This window comes from Saccharophagus sp. K07 (assembly GCF_014336955.1).
Classification (GTDB): Bacteria; Pseudomonadota; Gammaproteobacteria; order Pseudomonadales; family Cellvibrionaceae; genus UBA5868.
In genome coordinates this window covers 60441-85640 of the sequence record NZ_QRAI01000005.1, presented here as the reverse complement: position 1 = coordinate 85640, position 25200 = coordinate 60441, and the positions used below count along the sequence as shown (strand labels likewise).

The following is a 25200-nucleotide window of genomic DNA, read 5'->3' as shown; positions in this document are numbered from 1 at the left end:
GTCATTCTCCGCCGATTACGGTGTTTGCCTCGGCCACCAGCTCGCCCGATGCACTGAGCAGAACCAGAGACGCCGCGCGGCCTTGCAATTCTTCGTTCTCAACCACCACCGACGCGGTACCGTTGTCCTTGAGCGGCTTCACGCTCACGACCACGCTAGACGCCGGGTCGCCAGCCTGGGTGCGAATATCCAGGGACAGATTCGCGTACTGACCATCCACAGCCACCGTGCAGCGCAAGCCCTTCCAGGCGATATCGGTGACCTCGACCACCTGCTGTGCTGAAGCGCTCTCCCTTCGGGTCACCATCAACTCCAGCGTCAGACACTCCTGCAAACTCAATCCGCCGTGGTTGTAATCCACCGATTTTCCATAGCAGCTCACCCCGTCAGCCAGCGCGAACTGCTGATTGGGGTTCCAATACCAAGGGTACAAGCGCTCCCCGGTAGAAGCGCCTGGCTTGATCGAGGCGCAGCGCCCCCATTTGTTGTCAGTGAGGTCCTTGGACATCTGAATCGTGGGTAACTTGCCCGGCATGAGTAGCCAGCCATGGTCGGTCACCACCCTGACGCTGTTCCAACCGGCAGCCAACAAAGCTCCGATGCGTTCTGCAATCTCGGCAAGAAGCAGGTCGATATGCTTGGCAAGCTTCCAGCCGCGTGCATGCCCCTCGCTGTCGATGTCGCCAAATTCGCACCACGCGTTGCCCTGACCATCGCCGCTTTCGGTACGGTCCAGCACTTTCCAATGGTTGTCGTTCAGCAGCTTCTTCAGGTGGTAACCACCCTTGAGGGACTGACCGGTGGCAGCGACGCAAGGCTCGAAGTCATCACAGTCGTCGGCACCGCTGATCTTGGTTCGCACTGGCGAAACAGCCGCCTTGCCAGTTGCGGTTACGCTGGGCAGCGCTGTCCAACTCATGGCCTCCGCTACCTGGCAACCGCGTGCCTCCAGGATGGCAGAGAGACGGCGGGCCGTGTCAAAGCGCAGGCCATCCACGAACAGCACGCACTCGCCCTTGGAGGCGGCGAAGGCCTTGGCACTGGCGATCGTTCCACCGGGGTAGCTCGATCCATCGACCAGCTTTTGCAGGTAGCGCGCCGACTCCTCCAGCCAGGGCAGATAGATCGCCCGCACTGCAGCCGTCACCGCATCAACATCCGCCGCTTTGTCTACGCACGCCAGTGCTGACAAAACCGCATCGTCTGCACGCCAGCCCTGCGTGGCATACCCCGCCTGCAAGTCCGCAACCGAGCCGGCCGCCAACGCCGTCTTGGTTACCTCTGCAACCACTGCCAGGTGCTTTACAGCCAAAGCCAGCGGCGACTCACCCAGCTCAGCCCACACCAATTCGCGGCGTTGCGCATGTACCTTCTCAAGCTCCAACACGCGCTTCCTGGCTTCGTGCGCCGGCATATGGCTTAAGGCGAGCAAGTCACGTTGAAGCGCTTGCTCCTGTTCCTCGTTCCATTGCGGCCAACCACCCGCCGATTCAGCCGTGGCGAAGAGGTCAAACAGTGGCGGCTTGCATTGGCGGATTCGGTTCGGGATGTTGGGGTAACGCTTTGGCGCCTCGCTATAGCGCTCCCACACCGAATGCCAGGGCCCTTCGCGCATCGCCAGCTTGCTGGCACCAGCCAGCACGCCATCGGCCTGGGGATTGAACGCAAGCTGCGACTTGCAAACCTCCACAAAGGCCTTCCACTCGTTGGCGCCGCGCGAGGTCTGAAACGCGTCGCCCAGATTCAGCCACTGCAGCAGGTCACGCACCGGGTCACCGCCGGTCAGCAGGGTGTTGAAGTAGTCTTTGCCCAGCCGCTTGCCTTTCAGCAATTCAAGCTCTTCGTCCAACAGCCGGTACAGCGCCAGTTGCATGGCGTTCCTGGAGTCGTTGTCCTGGGCCACATCCAGACCCATGCCGCCTTGGTCGGACTTCAGGAAGGCCATGATGGTCCAGTCCTTGGCATTCGCCTGCGACCAGATCACGCCCCGGTATTGCAGCTCGGCCAAGGGCTTCAAGAGCTCGGGGCAGTCTTCGATCGCCCGAAGGTCCTGGCGGCTCACGCCAGGCAGGTAGAGCACCGGCACGCGGTCGGCTGGCAAAGTGACATCAGGGGCCTTTCCCGCAATCACGCAACGCAGCCAGATGGCCGGCCCCATGCGCTTCTCGGGCGCGTAGTCGCCCAGCACAAGCAGTTCTCCCAATTCGCTCTGCAGGCGTGGAATCACCGCCTCCCACTGGCGGTCCTTGTCGGGCCACAAGATGCACGAGGGCGCGACTTGGACTTCAGGGTTGAAGATTGCCGAGTCGCGCAGGGTCTTGACCAGATGTTCGATCACGCGCATGAATGAGCCTCCGTCATGGCGAAGAGATTCATCACCTGGTTAACTAGCGTGGTGGTCCGCGCATCGATCTGCTCCACGCTCCATGCCTCGGCCGTTGCCAACTCGGCGTTGAGCTTGAGCCCGTTCTTGTAGCCAACCTCACGGCCCTTGCTGTCAGTGCGGTCGCGTTTCTCTTTGAAGCTCTTGTTGCCGAGCGCGCTATTGAAGCCGGAGATCGTCAGGTTGCCCAGCTTGTGGACATGCGTTTCCTGAATTGCTTTCGCCTTCTTCTCATCTCCGCCCGCGATCATCGTCACCCACGACGCAGGGATGTTGTCGCCCTGTGGGAAGATGTGTTCGATGGTCCACACGAATTGTTTGCCTTCGTACTTCCAAAGATCAACCCAGGTCTCCTTGGTCATACTCTGCTCAGCTAAGGCGCACAGCACGAACCGGGCGACCCCGGCGTTCTCCTCGTAGATGGGGCCTTCAAGCTTGCTGCGGAAAGTCTCGTCGCTGACAGACACCGCGAGCAGTTCGTCGCGAATTGTCTTCACCACGGCTGCACCCGGCAGCTCTGCCACCTTGTCGATGGTGGCCATGAAGAGGCGCGTCAGGTCACGGGTCGGCGGCGTATCGGTGAGGTTGCGTCGAACGAAGAAGCAAACCAGCAGCCGGGCGATCTCTTCCAGCTGCGCCACGTCGATCCCCAACGCCTCACGGCGCACCAGCAGGTACAGCATCAACAGGTAAGACGGGGCGCCCTGAATGCGGTCCAGGTCCTTCAACGGCTTATCCAGCAGAGCCCAGGCCTCGTCAGTGTTACGCCCCAGCATCAGTGCATACAACTGACCTGCGGAGCGAATGGCCTGCAGATGGTGCTTGGCGTCTTGGTTGATCAGCTTCTCGTAGATCTGGATCAGATTGGACCTTGTGGCCACGGGACCCAGGGGGTCTTTCTTCTTGTCCTCGTCCTTGCGGAACGGTGCATTCAGTGGGTCCTTGAACGCGTTGTAATAGTGCCGGAAGAAGCGCTCCTGGACGCTGTAGTCGTCGCCCAGATACCCCAGCAGCTTGTTCCAAACGTCGAAGTAGTGGTCCACCTTGCCGGGCTCGGTGGTCTCCAGCCGCGACAACAGCTTGTTCTTTATCAGGTCAATGGCCGTGAGCGGCATGCCCCGGTTATTGAGCGACTCGAACAGCGTGTAGGCATCGGCGTGGCTGGCGACCTCGATCTTCACCAGGCAGGCCTGGCTCACCTTGTCGAGGAAGGCCATGATCGACGCCAGGCGATCGTTCTCGCTGTCCACCATCTCTTCGATACGCCCCTGGAAGTAACGGAAGGCGCGGAAGATCTTGCGGTTGCCCGCATAGGCTGGTGTATCGAACGGGCTGATCACGCCCACGTCGGACAAGACGGCACGGTAGTCGTTCTGGTTGTTGTTCTGAATTTGAGGGATGACGCGCAACTGGTCGTCCCCCTTCTTCAGCACGAGCTTTCGCTTGAGGTTGATCAGCTCCACGCGCTGGTCGTCATCCAGGTCTTTTTCGTGCAGTTTCAGCGACTGATACAGCGCCGCAAACAGCAGCGATAGCGTCGTCAGCCGCTGCTGGCCGTCCACCACCTCCAGCCGCTGCACCGCCAAGGTGTCAGTAGTCTGGTTGATGCAGATGATCGAACCCAGGAAGTAGCCAGGATCGTTCTCTTGTACGTCATCAAACAACGACTCCCACTGAGCCTTGTTCCATGTGTACTCCCGCTGGTAGCGCGGAATCGCATAAACCACGCCTGCTTCGATGTCGAAGAGCTGCGAGACCGGGTAGTTATTTACGGACTTAATCATCTAACGCCTCAAAAATGGTATTTCTCACGTCTACGGCGGAATGCTTCTTCCGTCCCTTCCATGATGTCGAGAACAGCCTTGGTGACAGACGCCTGGTCAAGTCCACCGCAAGCACGCGCTTCACCTTTTCCGTCTCGGGCTTCGAAGGCATAGACCAGCTCGGCGTCACCGTTTACCGGCAAGTTGGCATTGTGCGTAGCAATGATGAGTTGACGCTTCGATTTCACTTTGCGCAGCATCGGAATCAGCTCCCGATACAGGAAATTGGAGTCCAATTCGTCCTCAGGTTGATCGATGACCAACGGCCCGCCTTCCTGCGCCAGTAACAGCGCCAGGGCTGCTGTGTTCCGCTGACCGTCAGAGAGGGAGCCTTCGGCGATGCTGCCTGCTGTCGATCCGTCCGCTCGAAACAGTTTCATATCAACGGTGTCTTGCACCCGAGAGCAGCGCAGATTTTCCCAACGTTCGAGATTGTTTTGGATGTGCTGGAATAGCTCTTGGCTGCTTGCTCCAAAATCAGGACCCGCTGAACCTTGCTCCGCGGACAAACGCTCCTCCAGAACTCGCCAAGGCGACTCAGCATCTTCCTGCCCGGTAAACAGCGTGTAGAGTATCTCCCCACAGCTTTCCCAGTTTTTGCCCAGCCGCGTCCGCCTATCAGAGGGCGCAAAGCTCTCCCAGAGCTCCCGGAAACTTGTATGATCTTGCTGGTACTTTGCAGTGACTTCGATAAAACGCTGTGCCCCCTCCCTCAGCACAGCGAGTTCATTGGCTCGTTCAGCGGCTTCAACGCGCTTCTGAAATTGTTCTCTCCAGATTTGGTGCAACTGCTGCATGAGCCTATCGGTGTCTCCCGCAGCGTCTTTGAGCCGCTGGATTTCAGCACCGATTTCATCAATCTCCCGTTGTTTCTTGGCGCGCGCTTGATTGATTTCCTGAAGATGTCCAACATCATCTGGTGTCAGACCTTTAGCCGCACAGGCTTCACTGAACTTGGCGTCGGCCTGATCCAGTTCCTCCCGTATCGCCTTCCACATCGGATCGCTGGCTTTAAGATCCTCGACAGCGGCTTCGAATTGCTCGACGGCATCCCGAATAGTTCGGGCCAACGCATCCTTGGCGGCCTTTACCTTATCGTCGAATTGCCTAAACCAAGTCGCGTGAGTTGAATCTGTGACGTGAAATGCTACGTGCGATGCGGCGATTGTCTCTGCCAGGGAGGCAACGTCGGTGAACTGCTTGCCTGGTGTTCCTAAAAGCCCTTCGAGGTAGCGTGCCTCGGCCTTGAGGAGTTGGTGTCGGCGGGCATCCTCTTGAATCTCGCTTCGTGCCTTCCATTGCCGGTCCAGTTCTTGCTGCTCTTGCTGGAGCCGCTGGTAATCCTTTTCGAGCGTCTTGGCCTTGCGTAGATTGGAAAATGCGTCCTGGATTTGCAGCTTGAGCTTGTGCTCCCGGCCTGCCAGCTCATCCAGTTCGTTTTTGGCGAATCCGTCAACCAACTCCAGTAACCGCTGAGCCTGACGAACGCTTCCTTCATCGGCTTTCGATTCGGTCAGGCGATTGAGCTGCTGCTGGCTGTAAAAGCGAATAGGCAAGCTATTGAAAAAGGTTTCAGGATCCGCCAGGTCGCGTCCCTGCACTGTGGGGTTGCCGTTTTGCCAAACGATCCGATCCTCGACGCCATCCGCGCTGACCCAGCACACTTCAACTTCTGCGCCGGGTAGGTTCAGCGTCTCGCGTACCCGGTTGATCCGCTCTTTTGTCCCGTCATCAAGATCCTTCGTCTTATCCTTGCCGAGGATGATTCTCAGGTATTCAAGCAGAGTGGATTTCCCGCTGCCACGCCCTCCGATGACGCAGTTCAAATTGGGGGAAAAATGCACCACCTGGTCAGCCAGGAACGCCACATTCTTGATAGAGATTGATTTGATGGTTGCCTGACGAACACGCTGCGCGGGATGCGTATCAGTCGTTACATCTTCCGGCAGAATGATGCGGGATTCGTGGTCGAGGAATGCCTGGCGGAGCGACTCTATGGAGGGCTCCGACATTTTCAACCATGAGTACCGGTAACCAATGCTGTTAGGTTTCGGCTTTTGATGCTCATCGAGATCAACCAGCTTCTTGTTGTCCGAGGACATGATCGTCGCAATGGGGCGAATGCGCTTCCAGTCTTCATAGCAATCGTCACCAGAGCGAAACAGCTTCTGGAATGCATCGCTCATTCGACTTACGGGCTTGGGAACCTCAACGGCTAAAAGATCAGGGTTTCGGTATTCCTCCTGCTGGAGCCATTCACTAATCCGATCGTTATCGAAAAGGCTGTCTTCGAAAACGTGAGGGACAATAACGATTCCTCGCCATGTGCCGTCCGGATTGGGTTTCTGTACAACGCTTAAAATGTCGGGCAGGCGTTTTGTTGACTTAGCTAGCCGCTCACTTTGTATTCGAGGTCTACCAACTCCGCATTCCGTTAAAATGTGGTCTATGTCGTCGGTGCTTGTTCCAGGCTCAAAAAGACAAAGAACATGCATTCCTTTACCGACATCTGCTTCAAGTTCAAACCCTGGAAACAAGGTGATCTTGTGGCTGAACTCTCGCTCAATCTCAGCGAACGCAGCCTGTAGGTGTGGAATGAAATCCTTGCTGAGAAAGTTGTGGTCGGTAATGCCCACCACATCCAGACGCTGCTGATAACAGGCTTCCGCAAATGCCTTCGCTGCGGCAGCCTCCTGTCCGGCTTCGAGGCGGTCTCCGGCCCAATGCCGCGCGTCCGCAGGTGTCTGCATCTGCAGGTCGCATTTCAACCAGCGCATTCCTTTGTATGAGGACATCATTTGGTAGCCTCCCTTGCGGTACGCTTCTCGGCCAAGGTCAAATGGTGATCATTGATTCGGTCGCCCGCCTTGCCGCCGTACTGCAGGCCAAGCTCATACCAGGGCGCGGAGGGTACATCGCTGCCGCGGTCTTTATCCCATTTGATCTTGGGTTTGTCGCGCAATACGCCGGCCCCTTTCTTTCCGACATCAGGGACAGAGAGGAAGGGGCGGATGTTGAGGCGCACACCGTCGTTGAGATCGGGGTTCCAGCCGATGGGCTGTTCCTCGATGGGCTTCCAACGCACGAAGATGTCGTAGGGGGCCTCGCCAACAAGGATTAGCTCCAGGCGCTTTTTCAAACCTTCAGCAGCGGCGAGTTTTTCCTGCGCGCCATCCACGCCGTTGTCGGCGTCACGCTTCTGACGGCTGATCCAGTCCCCCAGGTAGGTGTAGATCAGCGCTTCCAGCGTTTTGTAATCGAGCTTGTGATAGTTGACCAAGGCGGCAAAGCCATCGCGCAGGCCATCCCAGATGTGCCAGACAAATGGACGACTACCGAAGAGCGCGCAGTGTTGTGTGAAGAATTTGTCGCGCAGCCAGCTTTCCAGCGACTTGCCGGCATGGTCGGCTGCCGTCAGCAGTTGCGCCAGGACATCATTACTCCAGTCTTCGCCATAGGCATCTGCCAGCAAATTCAGTAGCCGATCACTCGCTGATGCCTCGCGGCCTACGGGCGGAATGCAGACGATGCCGTCTTTGTCGGCATGACTCGTGAGCGCCTTGCTGCGGGCGATCCATTGACGCGCCTCATCCGACAATTCCATCTTGTCGTCGGATTCAGCTGGCCAGGTGTAACCGACCAAGCGGGCGACGGCCACCTGCAGCGGAGAGGTTGCCGGCTGCGGGTGGCCGTGAAAAATCCACTGAGTTGGGTCGTCCGAGTAGGGCTTAGGCAGGCCATTTGGATAGCTCTCAGCTGCCACCACCTGCCAACGGTGCAAATCAAAGGGCACCTTTGTCAACGTTGCGCTAGTGACGATTACCTTTTGGTCAACGGCACGAACAGCGTTGTTGTAATCATCCGAACTACAGAAGCACCAAATAGCAGCCAAATGCTCAGAATTCTTAGGTACCAGCACTGCTGTATTTATGTCGAACGCATCCCCTTGATACAGCGAAGCGGGAAGGTGCCGCATCTGTCGAATTACAACTCCACGTTTCCCCCACGCTGCAGTGCCATCTTTACGGGCACCCTCTAGCTCATCAATCGCCCCCGAGCCACCATTCCAGCGCAGGAGATTTTCCTTACCTCCAAAGTGCTTAGTGCTGTCACACGTACCCTGAAAAGGTATCCAGCCGTCTTTCACCCGAGGTAGCTCCCAAAAGGCAATTTGCATTCTTGGCGTATCGCCAGTAGTCAGCCCATGGTGGCTTGAAGCGAACTTTGTTAGTAGCTCACCTTCTTCAAGGACACCAAGCACAACTCGTGAATCCGGATTTCTTAATTGCGCCGACTGGCTTACAGCCAACAACTCGCCATTCCGTAGTCGTGCTGCTTTCTCATGCGCCATCTTGGACCCGCTGGCATCTATGCCGCGTAGCTGACCGCCCTCCGTCAAGGGTACATGGGTCAGCGTGAGCAGGATAATGAAAGCTCCCGCTGCTTGCGCGCTCTCAAAACCACCTTCGCCCAATCTCGCCAGCAGATTCCACTGCACGCATTGGAGCAGTGATTGGCGCTGCTTCTTGTAGCTGCCGAGAAATAACCAGTTTTGCGGCATGACGATTTGCACCACGCCGGCGCCCTGGTCGCCTTCGGGCGAACAGGCCAGTTCCAGACAGCGCTCAAGAAACACATTGGCCAGGTCGTTCTTTGCCTCAGGATAGTGACTCTCGCAGTAAGCCTTGAGCACTTCGCTCTGCTTACCTCGGGCAAGATACGGCACATTGGTGATCACAAGCTGGTAGCGGCCATCGAGCAAACGAGCCGCGTCGAGCAGCCCCAGGGCGCTAAGCGCCAAATCCCAGCTTTCTTCACCCTCCTTGCGCTTACCCGTGCCCTCACGCGCTAACGCATCGCGCAGCAGCTCGCCCAATTCACGGTAATCGGCGCCGAACAGATCGCCTTTGCTTTTGCCAGGGGATAGCAGGCTGCCAAGCAAAGGGGCCTGGGCAAATAGTTCATGCAAGCGCCTCAAACCCTCTCTCAAATGCGCGGCATTCGTCGCGTCAGCTGGAACCAGTGCCTCCCAGTCCTCGGCCTTGGCCGCCACTTTCAGGCCGCAGCACGCAATGTTGGGCGCCGGGATCTCCCGCACACCGAGCGGCTTGCCGGATTCATCCGGATAGCGCCAGGCTTCCAGCGCCACCGCGAACACTGCAATTTCCACACAGCGTGGGTCGATCTCAAGACCATGGATATTTTCGGCCAGCACGCGATTGACCGCATCTCTGGCACTAAGCCCCTCCGCGGCCATGCGCATCGGCACCAGCATCAGGAAAGCAGCCACCAGGAAATGCCCCGAGCCACAACAGGGATCGAGCAGCTTGAAGTCGGCCAGTGAATCGGGCCAACCCTCGAATCTGCCGGCCGCCGGGGTACCGTCTTCCAGGGTGCGGAAGTAGTCGAGGTCTACTGGACATGGTTTGCCCGGATGCCGCGTGGCCCACCAGGCGCCGAGCGAGTTGTGCAGCAAGAAGGCCACCATGTAGGGCTCGGTGAAGAGCTGGGTAACGGCGGGCAACTCGTCGGCGCCAATCTTCACTTCCGACTTGTTGATGCGCTCCTTGTTGTCAGCCTGCCAGAACTGATACACCCAGCCGAGACTGTCGCTGGCCTTGAACACGGCATCGGGCAGATCCTTCAGCAAGCGCTCCAGTTCGCTCTGGTGTTCGGGCGCAAAGGTCAGTTCGAACACCGGCGAACCGGGCTTGAACACCTGTGGCAGCATGCGGGCGGCCAGCCTGCCGGCCAGCTCCCAGCCGTTCTTGGCACCTTCGTCCTGTGCCAGTTCCTCACACTCTTCGAGGGTGACGGCCACGCCGTCATACATCAGCAGATTGTTGTCCGCCAGAAAGCGTGCGAACAGCATGCGGTGCCAGTGCTGATAGGCCACCTCTTGCACCAGGCGCTGTACCTCTTGCTTGCCGTAAGTCGGGTTGGTGCTCTTGGAGTCGCGAGCGTCGCCAAGCTGCTTGCCGTGGATGCGCAGACGATTGCGCAGCGCCTTCTCGGCATCGCTCAGAAACGCTTCCGGCTTGTCGTGGCCAACGCCCAATTGGTCTATCGCCGCGCGCGCAGCAGTTTCAGCAACCTTGCGGGCTGCTCTAACCGTTTTCTCCAGCGCGCTGCGCAGATCTTTATCCAGTGCTTGCATCATGCGTATTCAGACCTCAATGAAGAACAACCGGGCCGTTTTTCAGGGCCTGCGCTATGGCTTGTCGGGTATCGTTCAACCAGGCCTCGATCTCAGCCTCCGACTTGATGGTGCGGCTCGGCAGTTTGACGAACTGCGCCTTGGGCTCCATCAGTTCGGCAGCAGCCACCAGCACGGCGTCGAAGCGCGAGTCGATGGCGGCCACACGGTCGGCGAACGAAGAGAGGGACAGTCGATCCACCGTGGCCAGCACCTCGTCGGTGTTGGCCACTTGCACCTTGGGTGCGTCAGTAAGGGTGAGCTTCTGGGCAGCCAAAAGGCTGTTGCGCTGCTCAGGCTCCAGCTGCTGCCAGTTGGTGTCCGCGTCCAGGCGCGCCATACCGTTCTTGTGGCGGGCCTGGTAGTCGGTATGCAGGCGATTCAGTTCGTCGCGCAGCAACTGAGTGAGACTGGCCACTAGCGGCGTAATGGGATCAGGCTCTTCCAATAGCTGGCGTTGCTGCTCCAGGTGCGTGACCTGTGCCACCAAGACCTCGGCTCCCGGTAGGCTATTGGCGTGGGCCAGCAGACGCTTGAGGGTGTTCCACGCCGGCAGGCGCTTCTCTATGCGTTCAGCCAAGTCCTTCCAGGTGTCGATGGCAGCGCTGAGCTCATCGCGCTGGTTGTACAGCGCCAACAACTGTTCGTTGCCTGCGGTGAGGCGGATTTCCTCCAGCCCCTTCGTATCTGGCTGCACTGGGCGAGGTGGCTCCCCGCCGGCGCGGTTGGCCAGCTCTTGCGCGTTGACCAGGAACTGCGGCACGTAGGCCAGCTCTTCGCCTTGCTTCGCGGTGAGGCCGACTTTCTGCAGTACCTTGCGAATCTGGATGCGCTGTGCCGCCGAGACGGTGGCAGATTCGACTTTGAACATGGCCTTGCCGATGGCCTTGCGTTCCAGGTCTTTCGGGTCAATGATCTGGCCTTTTTCATCCTGGGCGCGGATCAGCCCGGCCACCAGCAGCACCTGCAGGCCACCGTCCACCGCATCACCTGGCCAGCCGTAGGGAGCGCCTTCGAAGTGCTTGCGGATGTCGATGCCTTTCTTGCCGCCAGCGATGAAAGCGAGGATGGCTTTGCACACGGGGTTCTTGGCGGGCTCACCATCGTCGCCCACACTCTTGAGCGCGTCTGGCGCACCTTTTTGGGCCTTCTTCAGAACGTTTTCCCAGCCAGCATGGTCGGCAATATGGAATTGCGGGTACAGACGTTGCAGCGCATTGGTGGCGGCTTCCAGCGTCATCTCCTGCAGGTCAGTGCCCAGGATCTCATTGCCACCACCTTGGAAGACACGGGCGCCAGAGAAGGCTTCTTGCAGCAATTCGCGAATCTTGCCTTCAGCGGTTTGCTTGGTGGTCTCCATCGCCGAGCGGGCCTCCATGCCCTCGGCGGTGTTGGGCACACCGCGCTTGTCCAGCGTGGCGCTGGCCGCTTTGAAGTCGATCAGGTAGTGCCGCAGATCGTCGGCAGAGCGCTTGGGGATGAAGACGAACACGGTGGGCGACTGGTTGCCTGCCTGGCGAGCGTCGGCACGCACCGAGTTTTCGTCGATGCTCCAGCCGTCACGCACCCAGACGCAGACCTTCTCGTTGGCGTCAGCCGGTAGCTGAGCATCGAACACCGGAAAAATGTCGCGTGTGACCTTGGATGCGCCTTGGGTCAGCGACAGTTTGCGCACCATCTCGCCGAACTTCTTGCGGATGCGGTCGTCGCGCTCCGCCTCCACGCGGTGGGCTTCGTTGGCCAGGCTGTTGCGCTGGCTGAGAAACTCGTCGTTCCAGGCAGCGCTTTCTTCGGTCTGGATGCGGTATTCGTCACCCACCTTCATCAGCAGCTCGCACTTGTCCAGCACGCTCGGGAGCTTGCTGCGCAGCGCGCTGGAGCCTTGGGTGAGGTCTTCCACCAACAAGTCAGCCAGGGTGTCGGCAGTGGCGCGAATGCCGATTTCGTGATTGCTGCTGGCCAACTTGTTGATGAGAAACACCAGGCCGCAAGACCGTGCCATCAGGCGCTGGTCATCTGAGCCTTTGGCCCAGACCATGGTCTTCTCATGCACCTTGCGTGGCAGGATGCGCGACTGCAGCAGCTTGTCCGCTGCGTCAAAGTACAGGTAGTCCGCAGGCACCACACTGCCGACTGGCGCGTCCACATTGGTTTGGATGACCCTGTGAATCATGGAGAGCTGGTTGCGCAGCTGGCTGTCGGTGCCCGTCTGGTCCAGCACACGCAGGGTGTTCTCCCAGAAGCGACGGCGCACCGGCAGGATCGGGTAGTCCTGCGCGAAGAACTGGATATCGTCGGCACGGTGGCCAATGGTGGTACCGGCCAGGTGGCGGGAGATTTCGCCCAAGTTGGTCTGCATCACCTGCTCAACCGGCACCTTTGCCTCGGGCTTTTTGGCCAGGATGACCTGACGGATCACGGCATCGACGTCAGCGTCGGACAACTCCACACGCACAGTGAAGCGGCCTTCGAGCTTTTTGAGGTTGGAGGTGCCAGTGACAGCCGTCTGGCCGGTACCGATGAACAGTATCTTGGCGCCGATGTTCTTGCAGCAGGCTTCAACCACTTCCTGCACGTCAATAGAGCGCTGGCTGTCCTCGCCGATGTACTGCTGCACCTCGTCCAGCACCACCAGGGTCAAGGGGAACTTGCCGTCACGGGTCAGCGCCTGCCGAATGGCCTTGATCATGTCGCTGCTGGAGACATCCTGCACATAGGGGTACAGGTTGTTCAGGGTCTCGACGCAGGACGCTGGCGATGTGAACAGGTTGGGCTTTGCTTTGACCAGGGCTTCGTGCAGGCCCTCAGCCACGTAGAAGTTGTCGAGCTCTTCGTTCCAGTCGAAACCGCTCTTTTCAACGTGATCTCGCACGGCGTCGTAGATACCTTCTTGCTGGAGCCACATGACAAAGCGCGCTACCGGGTACTGCTCCGGCAGGCCAACCGACTTGAAGATGATGCCGAGCAAGGCCATGCGCACGGACTTGTCGCGCGAACTGGAGCCCAGCGTGCCGGACGCGGCGTGCAAGCCACCATGGCGCTTGGCCTGGGTGCTGAGTTCCTTTAGCAAGTCACTCACCCCTTGTGGGAGGTTTGCAATGCCCCGCGCGGTAGCGCCGTCGTCAAATGGGGTATCCACCCAAAGTGCGCGCAACATCTTGACCAGGTGCGATTTACCCGAGCCATAGAATCCGCTGACCCAAACGGCGGGCTGTTCAGCCTGTTCGATGTTCTTCAGGTAGACGTCGAGGATGTGCTCAAGGCCTTTTTCGTACTGGCCATCGCAGACGAATGTTTCGAGCTCATACCGCAGGACAGACAATGCCTGGTTGGTTTTTTCGTCGTTGACACTGGCCACCCCCTCGTTGACCAGCTTCCGGGTCGACGGGTCCTTTTGGTAGATGTCGCGATTGAGCATGTGCTTCCCCTTAATCAAAATTCTTTGTCTGCGGTGATTGGCACGGCGAGGTAATTCCAGCCGTCGTACCCGTCCAGCAAGCGGTAGTTGTTGTTTTCGTAGCTGCCTGGGAAAAAGACCAGCAGGCGGCCTTTCACCTTGGGTGCGAGCTTGTCCACCACCTCCTTGACCTTCAGGAATCCGAACAGAGTGCCCACTCCTTGGAGCGCCACGACAAACTCATCACCGACGTTCTTGTCTTTCAGAAAGGCCTCGAACTCGACTTCGATGTAGCTCAGGTACTTGGGCAGCAGCGTGGACAGCAGATTAGGCTTTTGGAAGTAGCTCTTGGCGTAGCGCTGGGACGCCAACCAATTCGGGAACGAATTGGTCAAGTCGAACAATGCCCAGTCGTGGCCTGCCGCCCGAGTGGCGATCTCAAACTCGTCGACTTTGGCCCGCAGGCGCAATTCTTCCGTCTCGTGGTAGACGCAGAAAATGACACGCTGGGCGGCGGCGGCATCATCGCGCCATGGGACAGCGACATACTTGCTGTAGGACTGAATCAATCGCTTAATTCTGCTCACGGAGCCACTCCATTTCCTGCGCGGTGATCAAATTAGGGAAAAGCACCTCAACCACTTGGCCGACGCGCTTGAGCGAGATCCAGCCCCGACGCGAGGCGTCCTCGGCCAGCTCAATCGTCTTTTCGAAGGGGCAGTCGAGCATGCGGGTGAAATCGCTCTTGAGTAGCGACTCGCCACGAAGACCACTGACATAACCCAGAAGCAGCGCAAACGACACCGATCCTGGAGTCGCCACAGCGCAAGTCCGCACCTTGCGGACACGGCCGACCAGGTGACCTGCCTGGGTCCAGGATGAATTGATGTTCTGTGCAGTGGACTTGAGCGTCGCCTTACTGAAGCGTCCCGGCTCCTGTGCGTCAATGAACTCTTCTATCGCCTCACGGGTGACGGTGGCGCCTTCTTGGAAGCCCAAGACAAAGGGCGCCGTGGCCCGAAGCAGTGGGTCACGCGAATAGGCGCAGAGCGCTGCCAATAACGGCTGTCCATCCACATCGCGTTTCCAGAAGAAACGCAGGGCACGGAACACCAGCAAGCGTGGATCGAGGGCATAGAGGTCGACTAAATGTCGGAAGGTCAGTGTTCGCGTCTTGCCCGAGCGCTTCCCCAAACAATTGGCAGTCTGGATGGCTTCCAGGTAGTCGGCCTTGGCCGCGTCGGCCGCGTCCACAAAGGACAGTAGTGCGCGCAGCTCGGCGAGCATCATCGTCCGGGCGGTATGGACGCCGCCGCGCTCATAACTGAACCCGAGTCGTTCCAGCTTTTTGTTGTGTATGTTCTCTACGGCCACGTTTAGGTCAGTCCTGTTATTCAGTCGGCATCTGCTTCGATATGTTGTTCAGGCGAACGATAACCCGGCGCCAACACCGCGTTCTTGACCCCATACAGCGTCAGGTGGTCCCTCAGCCACAGCCGGTACTCGTGCCCGCGCAGGCTGTGGTCCGGCGAGCAGTCCACGCTCCACTTGCGCAGGGTGTAGCCGGCGGTGGCGGCGCGCAGCTTGATTCGCAGCACGCCGTCCTGCATGCCGTAATCCATCTCGGTGATTTCCGGCCGGGGCTGGTCCGGGTGCGGCACCAGTTCCAGCTCGACGATGCGGGTCCACTGGATGTCCTGGTCGCTCATCTCATGGGGCGCCACGGGCTGGCCCTTGAGCACCACGGGGCGCTTGATCCGGGTGATGACGAAATCCCGGAACTCTTGGGTCTGCCGGTCGAAGGCGCGGACGTGCCAGCGCAGGCCGTTGTCGATCAGCGCGAACGGGACGATCTCCCGCGCGGTGCGGCCACTGGTGATGGAGTGGTACTCGATGGCGAGGGGACACCCAAGGTGGATCGCCCGGGTCACGCTCGCCAGCACATCCAGATCCGGCTGCGTGAGCCGTGAGGGGTACTCGCTGGCCAGCACCGCATTCGTGAATGGGGCCTTGAACTGCATCGGCTCGCCATCACCAAAGCCCCGGGTCAGCCAGGACAGCACCCGCTCCGGCGGAAAGTCGAAGATGGGCCGGAAGTCCGGCCCCAGGACGTAGGACTTGCCCCGGGTGTCGTAGTCGATATTGCCCGGGGCCAGCTCCTTGTACAGCGCCAGATCCCGGGAGGCGGCGGCGGACTGGATGCCAAACCGCGCGACCAGGTCCTGGCGGCGTATTTCCCCGATGAAGCGCACGCGTAACTCCACGAAGGCGAGCCGGTCGCGTTGTGGTTGGGTGAGATCGGCAAGCTGTTGGTTCGACATCCTGGCTGGTTCGTGCGGTTAGCAAATGCTGGTACGGTTTGTTGCGGGAAGTGTATGGTCTGCCCTAGAATCTGTCCATGACTCTATTTTGATTTGTGTGTGCATCGTATTGTGATAACCACAAGCGGCGCAGCGATAAAAGGATCGGTACGGGCGCCATGCAAGATTTCGCAGAGCTTCACCTCAAGCCAGAGACGCTGGCGCAGTACGGGTTGCCGGACATCGCGTACCCCGTTCCAGCAGCCGATCTGAAGTCGGCCCTGCTCGATAACGGGGACCTGCCGCTGGCCGTGATGCTGCACGGTCTGCAGCAGCGTAGCCGGGATGGGGAGGCCGAATGGCAGCAGGTCGAACCCGCAATGGATCGGCTTGCCGAGCTATTGGCGCCCGACGATGCCCGCGATGTCATGTCAGTGGCCAGTGACCACTGGTGGCTCGATCTCGTCCACTCGCCTGGTCCGCATCTTCGAGCAGCTCAAGCGCGACCACGGCCTGCCGCAGGTCCTGCGTACCGACAACGGCCCGGAGTTCCTGGGCGAGGCCTTCATGCAGTGGGCCAAGCTCAACGGCATGGCCATCCGGTACATCCAGCCCGGCAAGCCCAACCAGAACGCCTACATCGAACGCTTCAATCGGACCTTCCGCGAGGAGGTCCTGGACCAGCACCTGTTCACCCGCCTCGACGACGTGCGCGAGGCCGCGTACTGGTGGATGCTCGAGTACAACGAGGAGCGTCCCCACGATTCGCTCGGCAATCTGACCCCGGCCGAGTACCGCCAACACGTCGCCGGAAGTTCTACTTTTGAAATGCCTGCTTGACGGGGAAGCTTACGTTCCTGTCCAGCTTCTTGTCAGTTATCGAACCAAGCTGCCGCAACGACGCCGCCTGGTTACATCCAGCGTGAATCACATTCGTTCCCTTGGCAGGGCCTGGCCTGATATCCAGCGTCGCAGGCATTTCGGCTTACGATCCGTCCCACGGATTGATGACCGCCACCCCAGCCGCCTCGAAGGGCGCGGTATCGCGTGACGCCACGATGAAGCCCCGCGATGCAGCGATGGCGGCGATGTAGCCATCCGGCGTCGGGAAGCCACGCCCTCCATTCCTGGCCGCCACGGCCAGCTCTGCGTAGCACCGCGCTGCCTCCGTGTCGAAGGACAGCACGCGATCCCTGAACAGCTCCAGCAGCGCGTTGAGCGCGCCATCCAACAGGTCCCTGCGCCTGCCCTGCGGCAGTGCCTGGATGCCGAACAGCAGCTCAGCCAGCGTGACGCTGGTGATGTATAGAGTCTCCGCCGCCTGGTCATTCAGCCACGCCACGACCACTGCGTTGGGCGCCGGCTTCATCGCCTCGGATACGACGTTGGTATCGAGGACGATCATTCGAACCTCGGCGGCTCGGCGGGCGTCCTGTCGCGGACACTCTCAAGATCGGCAAAGTCTTCGTCGGTCAAGCCAATCTTCCGCCCGATGGCAGCCAGGGCATCGCCCATGCGCACGCGGCTTTCGGGCTTGACCGCCGCCGCCAGGATCTCGCGCACCTCGGCCTCCGTGCTGCGGCCATGCTGCGCGGCCCGCACCCGCAAGGCCCGGTGCACGTCTTCAGGCACATTTCTGATCGTCAGGACAGCCATGACGCAGTACCTCGCACTATGCCTTCAATGACAGCAAATTTATCATAACGACAGCATTGCTTCAAACCATCTCTGTCCCGGGCTATCTGCCGGTCGGCTCCGGGGCCTCCCTGTCAAGCGCCCCGAACTGCGCGCCCGATGATCTGGTGCAGCTCTGTCTGCAAAGCCTGGAAGCGACGCATCAACGCCTCCACGTCCACCGGGCGTGCGCCCTGCCCTCGCTTCTCGGCGAGCCAAAGCTTCAGCAGTCCGGCAACCCGTCCCAGGTCGCCGTTGATCCTTACCAGGTCAGCCACCACCTTCAGGTCAAGGACGGAGCGGACCGGGTGGTTCAACCCCGCCGCCCTCATGTAGGCCGAAACCGAAAGCCCGGTCTGTGCCGCGCGGATTTCGATCTCGGCCCGTTCCTCGAGTGTGACCCAGACCTTGATCGGCGGCAGGCTGCGCCGGGGCAGCTCAAACAGGTCGTTCGCGCTATCGCCGAGCATCGCAGGTTCCTCCCGTTGGTGCGAGTAAGGGCATCTGTCGCGGCAGCGACCGTAAGCCTCCCAGAGCAAGATGCCGTCGAGCCAATGGCGAGCAAGGGGGAGTGTTGGAGGACTTCGCACTTGCGCGTAGGCCCACAACACATATCTTGCCGTCAAAACTCACTGCGAACTTATGCGATCTTTCGCGATCGGCGCGCGAATCTACGATCAATCGCACGTCTTCGCGCATCATCGCGTTTCGTCGCGTACGTTCGCGCTTCGTCGCATTGAATCGCACATATTCGCGCAACATGGCCTGCGCGCGGTCGCGATGGGCACCAAAAGGAAAGGGGCCGTTCGGCAGATTCCAGCGGCCCCTCGATTCACAGACAAAACATGCATCTGCCACGCCGCCCAAGGGCCGGACAGTCAACGGCGACACGGGTGTTGAGCCGCCCCTCGGGGGAGGTGCTAACAGATTACACGTGCCCTTCCCGGCCCTTGTATCTTTTGGTGTCCTGAAGGAAGGCAAGGCCTCGGCCGCGCCTAGTGGATTATCTCTTGGATAATCTTGGAAAGCATTTCCAGGCCTCTCATAACACATTGTATTTATTGAATTTTTTTGCATCATCGGGGTGGCGTTAAAGTGGGCCCCACGCATGCTCACCGCCCCAGCCGGGGTTCGGTAAGCTTGGGCCTGGAGATTTCCCATTTGTCCTTGGTGTAGCTCTCCACTCTCCAGCCCAGCGCGTCCAGCTCAGCCAGGGCACGGCGGACTGTCTGACGCCGGGTCTTGACCGTGTTGGCATTCACCGCTGCGTCGGGCCAAACGTACCCGCACAGAGTGTCGATGTCCGCACGGCCCGACTTGCCTGGGTCAATCCAGGCGCACAGGCGCTGGTGGAGGAGGCGCGCAGCATCGGTTCGTAGAGCCCGCACCTCGCCCATACTGATCCGCACGTGCTGACCGCCCATCACGGCACGGGCCAGAAGGGGGTTAAGCGCCACGTAGAGCTTTCCGTCGTGCTCGTCGCTGGCGTACTCCGAAAGAAGCCTGAAGCCTTGGCGCCGCTTCCCATCCTGCACGATGACCGAGACCTTCCAGAGACGCTCGATGCAGTCTCGGATCGGCTTGGCGTTATCCACATTGGCGTAGCCGACTTCACGTGCCAGTGCCCTGTAGCTTCCCCTGACAACCATCGCATCCTGCCGGATCGCATCCCATTTGGGCTCAAGGAACAGCCGGAGCTGCCGGCCCGCCTCCGTTTGCGGCTTGGGTGAAAGCACCAGCCCAGCCGGCCCCGCCATGGCCACCAGGCCCTGCAAGATGCGCAGGTCGTCCGCGCCCAGCGGTTCGGGACCGCTGAACTCCACCCGCCTGCCGTCGCCGAAGTCATAGACGACATCCAGCTTGGCACGCTTGCGCTCGCCCTTCTGGAGACTGCGGAACAAGCCCGGTGCCAGGCAATGGATCGGGTCGTGCCGCGCGTGCGTCAAATCATGCGTACTCACGATGCACCTTCCTCCGGCCTCTTGATCCAGCAGCAGACAGAGCTACCGGTAGAAGCACGCCGTCAGCGCCTCGCAAATACCAGCGGTCTGGCGGCATATGCCCGTAGTTCTGCTTGGAAACACCAAAGCGCACGAAGTGCCTGCGGCGGCCTTCCCCGATGGGCACCGCACCCTCGGGGTCCGCACTGAGGCGTGAAGCCTCCTCGCAGGTCATGGGAGCCATGAAGCCGCACCATCGGGCGTCATAGACAAGAGCCGACGCCCCACGGGCGGCCTGCTGCTGATCGGCCCCACCCTCCTTCGTGCTGCCTTTGGTGACGTGATGCAGGTACAGCACGGATGCCCCTGTTTCCACGGCAATGCGCCCCAGCCTGGAGACCAGCCGCGCCATGTCGCCGTTGCTGTTCTCGTCGAGGCTGTGGAAGCGGCTCAACGTGTCCAGCACGATGAGGCGTGCTCCTAGGCACTCTCCGACCACCTGCCGCAGCGTCGGCTCGTCCATGACGTTCATGCACTGCCCTACAACCGTCTTGACGGTCATGCGGCCGGCAATAACCGGATGCACCTGGCAAGGCAGGTGCTTGCCAATCGCGTGGATGCGGTACTCCAGTATCGGCAGCGGATCTTCGCCAGCAAAATAGACCACCCGCCCAGCCCGTGACGGCCCAAGCCCGAGCAGATCACTGCCGGGAGCATCCCCGCCGGCAACGGCCATTGCCGCCTCCAGCGCCCAGAAGCTCTTGCCCGCGCCACCGGGAGCCACCAGCGCCCCGACCGTACCGGCGAGAAAGCCGGGCCAGACGAAGTCGAGCGCAGGCGGATCGTTTTCGAACGCGGCCTGCACGTTGACCGTCATCGTCACTGCCCGCCTCCAGGACGGTCCGCCTGCTGGCAGGACGCTTTCCTCGCCTCGATCCAGGCTTCGACCTCAGCCAGATCCCACGCAACGTTGCGTCGGGTCAACGCGATGCGCCTGGGGAACTCCCCCCGCTGCTCCATATTGAAGATGGTCCGCTCGCTGAGTGGGATCATCGAGTGGAGCTTCTTCCGGTTGATCAACACTTTCTGCCTTGGCTCCATGCAGCAACCTCCAAGTCAATGCGAAGCATTGCGTGATGGTGCCCGGCAGTGCAAAATCGATACAGTCAAAGATTTGTCGAATTGGTTGACATGCCGCACTTTCCCATCATCCTTGTCTGGGAGAACTGTGATCCAGGCATTGGTGCTGCAGTCCGCAAGTTGCAGGAGGTGTGGCGGCCGTACTCGATGGCGTCGCGCAGCAAGCGCATCGACCGGCTCATCCAGCAGGTCATCGATCCGGCCGTAGCAGCCTATGCAGCCACGCTGCCGCCCGACCTGCTCCACTTTCTGCCCGGTGCAGGCTCAGGCCTCTCGTTCAGCGACATTTGCCGGCTGGTTGGTCTGAACGACGCTGCACGCCTTCAGCGCCAGTTGCTTCGCCAGTTCGTTTCGAGCCACGGCGTAAAGACTGACCAGGGCCGACGGTTCGTGGCCACACTGGAAACCCTTCTCGCACTCACGCGAGCGTGCGCGCGCAAGCCACCGCTCACCTCGCGTGCGAATGGAAAGCAGGTGGACAGGGATCGCATCCAGGACTTCTGCCGCTACTGCGGCTCCCCAACGGAACTGGCGGCCTACGCCAACGGCCGCCTGGAAAGTGACCCTGACGAGACTCTGCAATTCAGCAGCCTGTACTGTTCACGGCACCGTCCAAAGTTGCCGGATGGTGGGTGGAATCCTGAGCACCAAAGGGCCAGGCGTTCGGCCGCTCAGTTCGACGCGGAGCTGGAGCGCCTCACCCGTCAGGCAGGTAACTGGCGCGAACCGTGCGCCGGGTCAGGCGACTGGCTGGTCGACTGCTACCTTCACCACTACGTGCTCAAGCATCGCCTCCGGTATGGCGATACGTCCGAACTGCGCGATCACGCCAGGCGGATGACAGACGCCCGGCTGACCGACCGCAAGAAGCAAATCGTCATGCTGCTGCGGTACGGCATGAGCCAATCCGATGCCGCCAGCGTCCTTGGCATTCAGCGGCAAGCCGTCTCCAAGGCCAGCGCCAGTATCCCCAGCGTGTTCTGGCAACTTCCCAGCCTTCCCGAATACAGCACCGAGTTCCTGCTGTCAGGCGTGGCACGAAAACCCGCAGCGCCGCGTTGAGCGCCGCCACGGTTACGGCTTTGGTGCCTTCGTCCACTGGTCGATCATGTCCGCCCAGTCCTGCAACATCTGCCGCCGCTGCTCCCGGTACTCGGCCTTGTTGTAGATGGCCCTGACGCCGCGCTGTTCGTGGGCGAGGCACTTTTCGATCCAGTCGCTGTTGTACCCGGCTTCGTGCAGCAGGGTGCTGGCCGTGCGGCGCAGGTCGTGCGGCCCGAACTTGCCCAGCGGCTTGCCGTCCTTCTGCGCCAGTTGATAGGTCAGCTTCATCACCTGGTTGAGCGTGGCGCTGCTCATCGGCACGCTGGGGTCATAGCGTGACGGCAGGACGTATTCCGAACCACCGGCAAAGGTTTTCAGCGCGACCAGCAGGTCCATCGCCTGCCGCGACAGGAACACCAGGTGCGGGTTGCGCCGCTTCATCCTTTCCTTCGGGATGGTCCACAGGGCTTCGCTGAAGTTGATCTCGCTCCACCTGGCGTTGGTCAGCTCGCTCTTGCGCACCATCGTCAGCAGGAGCAGCTTCACGGCGGCGCGGATCGACGGCGACGTGCCGACGCGCTCCAGGTACTGGTACATGAGGCCGATCTCTTCCGGCGTCAGGGCGCGGTCGCGCGGCGCAAACTTCGCGATGCTGGCCGGGCGGACCAGCTCGGCGGGATTCTCGACCTTCTGGCCTCGCTCGATGGCCCACCGGTAGACCTGGTACACGATCTCGCGCGCATGGACGGCGGTGGCCGGCGCGCCCCGCTCGACGATGGCGTCGGTCAGGGCCCGCAGGTCTTCGTGGGTGATCTCGGTCAGCTTGAGGTTGCCGAACCTGGCCTTCAGGTCCCGCTCATAGACCGAGCGCCGCATGTCGCGGGTGGACTCGGCCATCTGGTAGCTGCGAAGCCACTTTTCCGCCCAGGCACCGAACGTCTCGGCGTCGCGCACACGGGCCTTCTCCCTGGCTTTCTCCCGGGCCGGAGACTTTCCCGCCGCGATCATCTTCTTGGCTTCGGCCAGGCGTTCCCGGGCCTCGGCCAGCGTGATGCCGCCCGGGCCCGTACCGGCCGAAGGTGATGGTCTCCTGGCGCCCGTTGAGGGCGTAGTTGTAGCGGAACGAAATGGTCCCGGAGGGGGTGACGGCCACATATAGGCCGTCCCTGTCCGCCACCTTGTACAGCTTGCCCGTCGGTTTGAGGTTCCGCAGCTTGGTATCGGTCAACATGGCACACACGCTCCCTTGCAACACCATGCGTCGTGCGCCCTGCTTGAACCAAAGAGACCCCCTTACAAGTCAACAGCTTACGGGGACGTACCCATGGCATGGCCATCGTGACGCACACGCTTCACCGACCATCAATACCATGCCTGGAAAACCCCGCGCGGAACGACAAAAATTTGTTTTACAGCAACCACTTACATGATTCCGATATCATGGCCACCTGGGAACGAGGCGCATGGCATCGGTGGCGAGGCATGGCACAGGGCCGGTTTCGTGCCATCGACTATGCCATGAAAAATTCGTGCTTGGCCATACCCCAGGCTGCCAGTCCGTGCCAGGTTGGAAGCACAAAAAAGCCCGCAGTGACGCGGGCTTAGGTGTTTCTGGTGCCTGATCCTGCCGGCCGCTGCCGGACGCGGAATCATTCCCACTCAATCGTAGCCGGTGGCTTGCTCGATACGTCGTACGCAACGCGGGAAATGCCGCTGATTTCATTGATGATGCGGTTGGAGACTTTTTCCAGTAGCTCGTATGGCAGGTGGGCCCAGCGGGCGGTCATAAAGTCGATGGTTTCGACGGCGCGCAGTGAGACTACCCATTCATAACGGCGGGCGTCGCCTACAACGCCGACGGATTTAACCGGCAGAAATACCACAAATGCCTGACTGGTTTTGTGGTACCAGCCAGCGTTGTGCAATTCTTCGATAAAAATCGCATCCGCTTCACGCAGTACATCGGCGTATTCTTTTTTCACTTCGCCCAAAATGCGCACGCCCAAACCTGGGCCTGGGAATGGATGGCGGTAGACCATGTCGTATGGCAGGCCGAGTTCCAAACCGATTTTGCGCACTTCGTCTTTAAATAATTCGCGCAGCGGTTCCACCAATTTAAATTGCATATCTTCCGGCAGACCGCCGACATTGTGGTGGGATTTAATCACGTGCGCTTTGCCGGTTTTGGCAGCGGCGGATTCGATAACGTCCGGATAAATGGTGCCTTGTGCAAGCCATTTCACGTCTTTTAATTTGGACGCTTCGGCATCGAATACTTCGATAAAGGTATTGCCGATGATTTTGCGTTTTTTCTCGGGATCGGAAACGCCGGCGAGCTTGCTCAGGAAAAGATCTTCCGCATCGGCGCGAATCACTTTAACGCCCATATTTTTGGCGAACATCGCCATTACTTGGTCGCCTTCGTTTTTGCGCAACAAACCGTTGTCGACAAATACACAGGTTAATTGATCGCCGATCGCCCGATGCAACAACGCAGCAACCACCGATGAATCCACGCCGCCGGAAAGACCCAACAACACCTTGTCCGATCCAACTTGCTCACGCACCTTGGCAATAGCGTCTTCCACGATATTCGCTGGCGTCCACAGGGCTTCGCATTTGCACATATCGAACAGGAAGTGTTCGAAAATGCGCTTGCCTTGCAATGTGTGGGTTACTTCGGGGTGGAATTGCACACCGTAGAGATTGCGCGATGCGTCCGCCATGGCGGCTATGGGGCAAGACGGTGTAGAGGCGATGCAGACAAAGCCTTCGGGCATTTGAGTGACCTTGTCGCCGTGGCTCATCCACACATCCAACAGACCTTTGCCATCCGGTGCTACATGGTCCTGGACGTTTTTGAAGAGTTCGTTCGGCTCCTCAACTTTGATCTGGGCATAACCAAATTCGCGCACATGGGAACCAGAAACCTTACCGCCCAACTGCTCCGCCATGGTTTGCATACCGTAGCAAATGCCCAGCACCGGCAATCCCAGTTCAAACACCACTTGCGGCGCGCGTGGAGAGTTCAGCTCAGTCACTGACTCAGGCCCACCAGCCAGGATAATGCCCTTTGGGGCGAAAGCGCGGATATCCGCTTCGCTCATATCAAAGGCGTGGATTTCACAGTAGACGCCGATCTCGCGCACTCGTCGGGCGATCAGCTGGGTGTATTGGGAGCCGAAATCCAGAACCAGGATTCGCTGTGCGTGAATATCAATTGCCATGGTGTGCTTCATCGTTTGGTCGGAATGAAAAACAAGAAAACCCGCGCGGGCGGGCTTTCGCTGGAACTAGGTCAGA

16 protein-coding genes and 2 pseudogenes are annotated in these 25200 nt (G+C 59.8%); 2 read left to right on the top strand and 16 right to left on the bottom strand.

Annotated features, from left to right (window positions below; genetic code table 11):
* Position 1 precedes the first annotated feature (1 nt).
* The 8 genes from pglZ to DWB84_RS14885 are packed head-to-tail and all read right to left on the bottom strand — an operon-like array spanning position 2 to position 16120.
* Complete coding sequence (gene pglZ / locus DWB84_RS14920; RefSeq protein WP_187410609.1) at positions 2 to 2344, bottom strand: BREX-1 system phosphatase PglZ type B; 2343 nt, start codon at positions 2342 to 2344, stop codon at positions 2 to 4.
* Positions 2335 to 4167 (bottom strand): DUF262 domain-containing protein, encoded by a 1833-nt coding sequence (locus tag DWB84_RS14915; protein ID WP_187410608.1) that lies wholly within the window; start codon positions 4165 to 4167, stop codon positions 2335 to 2337. The genes pglZ and DWB84_RS14915 overlap by 10 nt, the downstream gene beginning before the upstream one ends.
* 8 nt (positions 4168 to 4175) lie before the next feature.
* On the bottom strand, positions 4176 to 7004 hold the full coding sequence (locus tag DWB84_RS14910; RefSeq protein WP_187410607.1) for a TrlF family AAA-like ATPase: 2829 nt from the start codon (positions 7002 to 7004) through the stop codon (positions 4176 to 4178).
* On the bottom strand, positions 7001 to 10366 hold the full coding sequence (locus DWB84_RS14905; RefSeq protein ID WP_222868206.1) for a DNA methyltransferase: 3366 nt from the start codon (positions 10364 to 10366) through the stop codon (positions 7001 to 7003). Before DWB84_RS14905 ends, DWB84_RS14910 begins: the two co-directional genes overlap by 4 nt.
* A 13-nt stretch (positions 10367 to 10379) precedes the next feature.
* Positions 10380 to 13820 (bottom strand): BREX system P-loop protein BrxC, encoded by a 3441-nt coding sequence (brxC, locus tag DWB84_RS14900; protein ID WP_187410606.1) that lies wholly within the window; start codon positions 13818 to 13820, stop codon positions 10380 to 10382.
* Positions 13821 to 13834: 14 nt separating this feature from the next.
* A complete protein-coding gene (locus DWB84_RS14895; RefSeq protein WP_187410605.1) occupies positions 13835 to 14386 on the bottom strand; it encodes a BREX protein BrxB domain-containing protein in 552 nt (183 codons plus the stop codon).
* Entirely contained in the window at positions 14373 to 15173 is an 801-nt protein-coding gene (locus DWB84_RS14890; RefSeq protein ID WP_026638255.1) for a hypothetical protein, read from the bottom strand. Before DWB84_RS14890 ends, DWB84_RS14895 begins: the two co-directional genes overlap by 14 nt.
* A 20-nt stretch (positions 15174 to 15193) precedes the next feature.
* The gene (locus DWB84_RS14885; protein ID WP_187410604.1) at positions 15194 to 16120 is read right to left on the bottom strand and encodes a WYL domain-containing protein; all 927 of its coding nucleotides are present in this window, start codon (positions 16118 to 16120) and stop codon (positions 15194 to 15196) included.
* 435 nt (positions 16121 to 16555) lie between these two features.
* On the opposite strand from DWB84_RS14885, the pseudogene DWB84_RS14880 reads away from it, so the two are divergent.
* Positions 16556 to 16939: pseudogene (locus DWB84_RS14880) on the top strand (transposase); the annotation flags it as partial.
* Between the two features lie 145 nt (positions 16940 to 17084).
* On the opposite strand, the gene DWB84_RS14875 reads toward DWB84_RS14880, so the two are convergent.
* The 6 genes from DWB84_RS14875 to DWB84_RS14850 all read right to left on the bottom strand — a co-directional run bounded on the left by DWB84_RS14875 (position 17085) and on the right by DWB84_RS14850 (position 20814).
* A complete protein-coding gene (locus tag DWB84_RS14875) occupies positions 17085 to 17504 on the bottom strand; it encodes a type II toxin-antitoxin system VapC family toxin (RefSeq protein WP_072756440.1) in 420 nt (139 codons plus the stop codon).
* Positions 17501 to 17755 carry an Arc family DNA-binding protein gene (locus tag DWB84_RS19120; RefSeq protein WP_162123419.1) on the bottom strand — a complete coding sequence of 85 codons (255 nt, stop codon included), beginning with the start codon at positions 17753 to 17755 and terminating at the stop codon, positions 17501 to 17503. Before DWB84_RS19120 ends, DWB84_RS14875 begins: the two co-directional genes overlap by 4 nt.
* A gap of 113 nt (positions 17756 to 17868) precedes the next feature.
* On the bottom strand, positions 17869 to 18243 hold the full coding sequence (locus tag DWB84_RS14865; protein WP_187410602.1) for a CopG family transcriptional regulator: 375 nt from the start codon (positions 18241 to 18243) through the stop codon (positions 17869 to 17871).
* A 642-nt stretch (positions 18244 to 18885) separates the two neighbouring features.
* Positions 18886 to 19734 carry a replication protein C, IncQ-type gene (repC, locus tag DWB84_RS14860; RefSeq protein ID WP_187410601.1) on the bottom strand — a complete coding sequence of 283 codons (849 nt, stop codon included), beginning with the start codon at positions 19732 to 19734 and terminating at the stop codon, positions 18886 to 18888.
* Positions 19721 to 20590, bottom strand: coding sequence for a helicase RepA family protein (locus DWB84_RS14855; protein ID WP_187410834.1), 870 nt, complete (start codon positions 20588 to 20590; stop codon positions 19721 to 19723). The genes repC and DWB84_RS14855 overlap by 14 nt, the downstream gene beginning before the upstream one ends.
* 2 nt (positions 20591 to 20592) lie before the next feature.
* Positions 20593 to 20814, bottom strand: a complete 222-nt coding sequence (locus DWB84_RS14850) for an AlpA family transcriptional regulator (RefSeq protein ID WP_059939464.1) — start codon at positions 20812 to 20814, stop codon at positions 20593 to 20595.
* A 90-nt stretch (positions 20815 to 20904) separates the two neighbouring features.
* On the opposite strand from DWB84_RS14850, the gene DWB84_RS14845 reads away from it, so the two are divergent.
* A complete protein-coding gene (locus tag DWB84_RS14845) occupies positions 20905 to 21915 on the top strand; it encodes a LuxR family transcriptional regulator (RefSeq protein ID WP_187410600.1) in 1011 nt (336 codons plus the stop codon).
* A gap of 12 nt (positions 21916 to 21927) precedes the next feature.
* Here the strand turns inward: DWB84_RS14845 and DWB84_RS14840 are convergent.
* Together DWB84_RS14840 and guaA are read right to left on the bottom strand one after the other, a co-directional pair.
* Positions 21928 to 23128: pseudogene (locus DWB84_RS14840) on the bottom strand (tyrosine-type recombinase/integrase).
* A gap of 418 nt (positions 23129 to 23546) precedes the next feature.
* Positions 23547 to 25124 (bottom strand): glutamine-hydrolyzing GMP synthase, encoded by a 1578-nt coding sequence (guaA, locus tag DWB84_RS14835; RefSeq protein WP_187410599.1) that lies wholly within the window; start codon positions 25122 to 25124, stop codon positions 23547 to 23549.
* Positions 25125 to 25200: the final 76 nt, after the last annotated feature.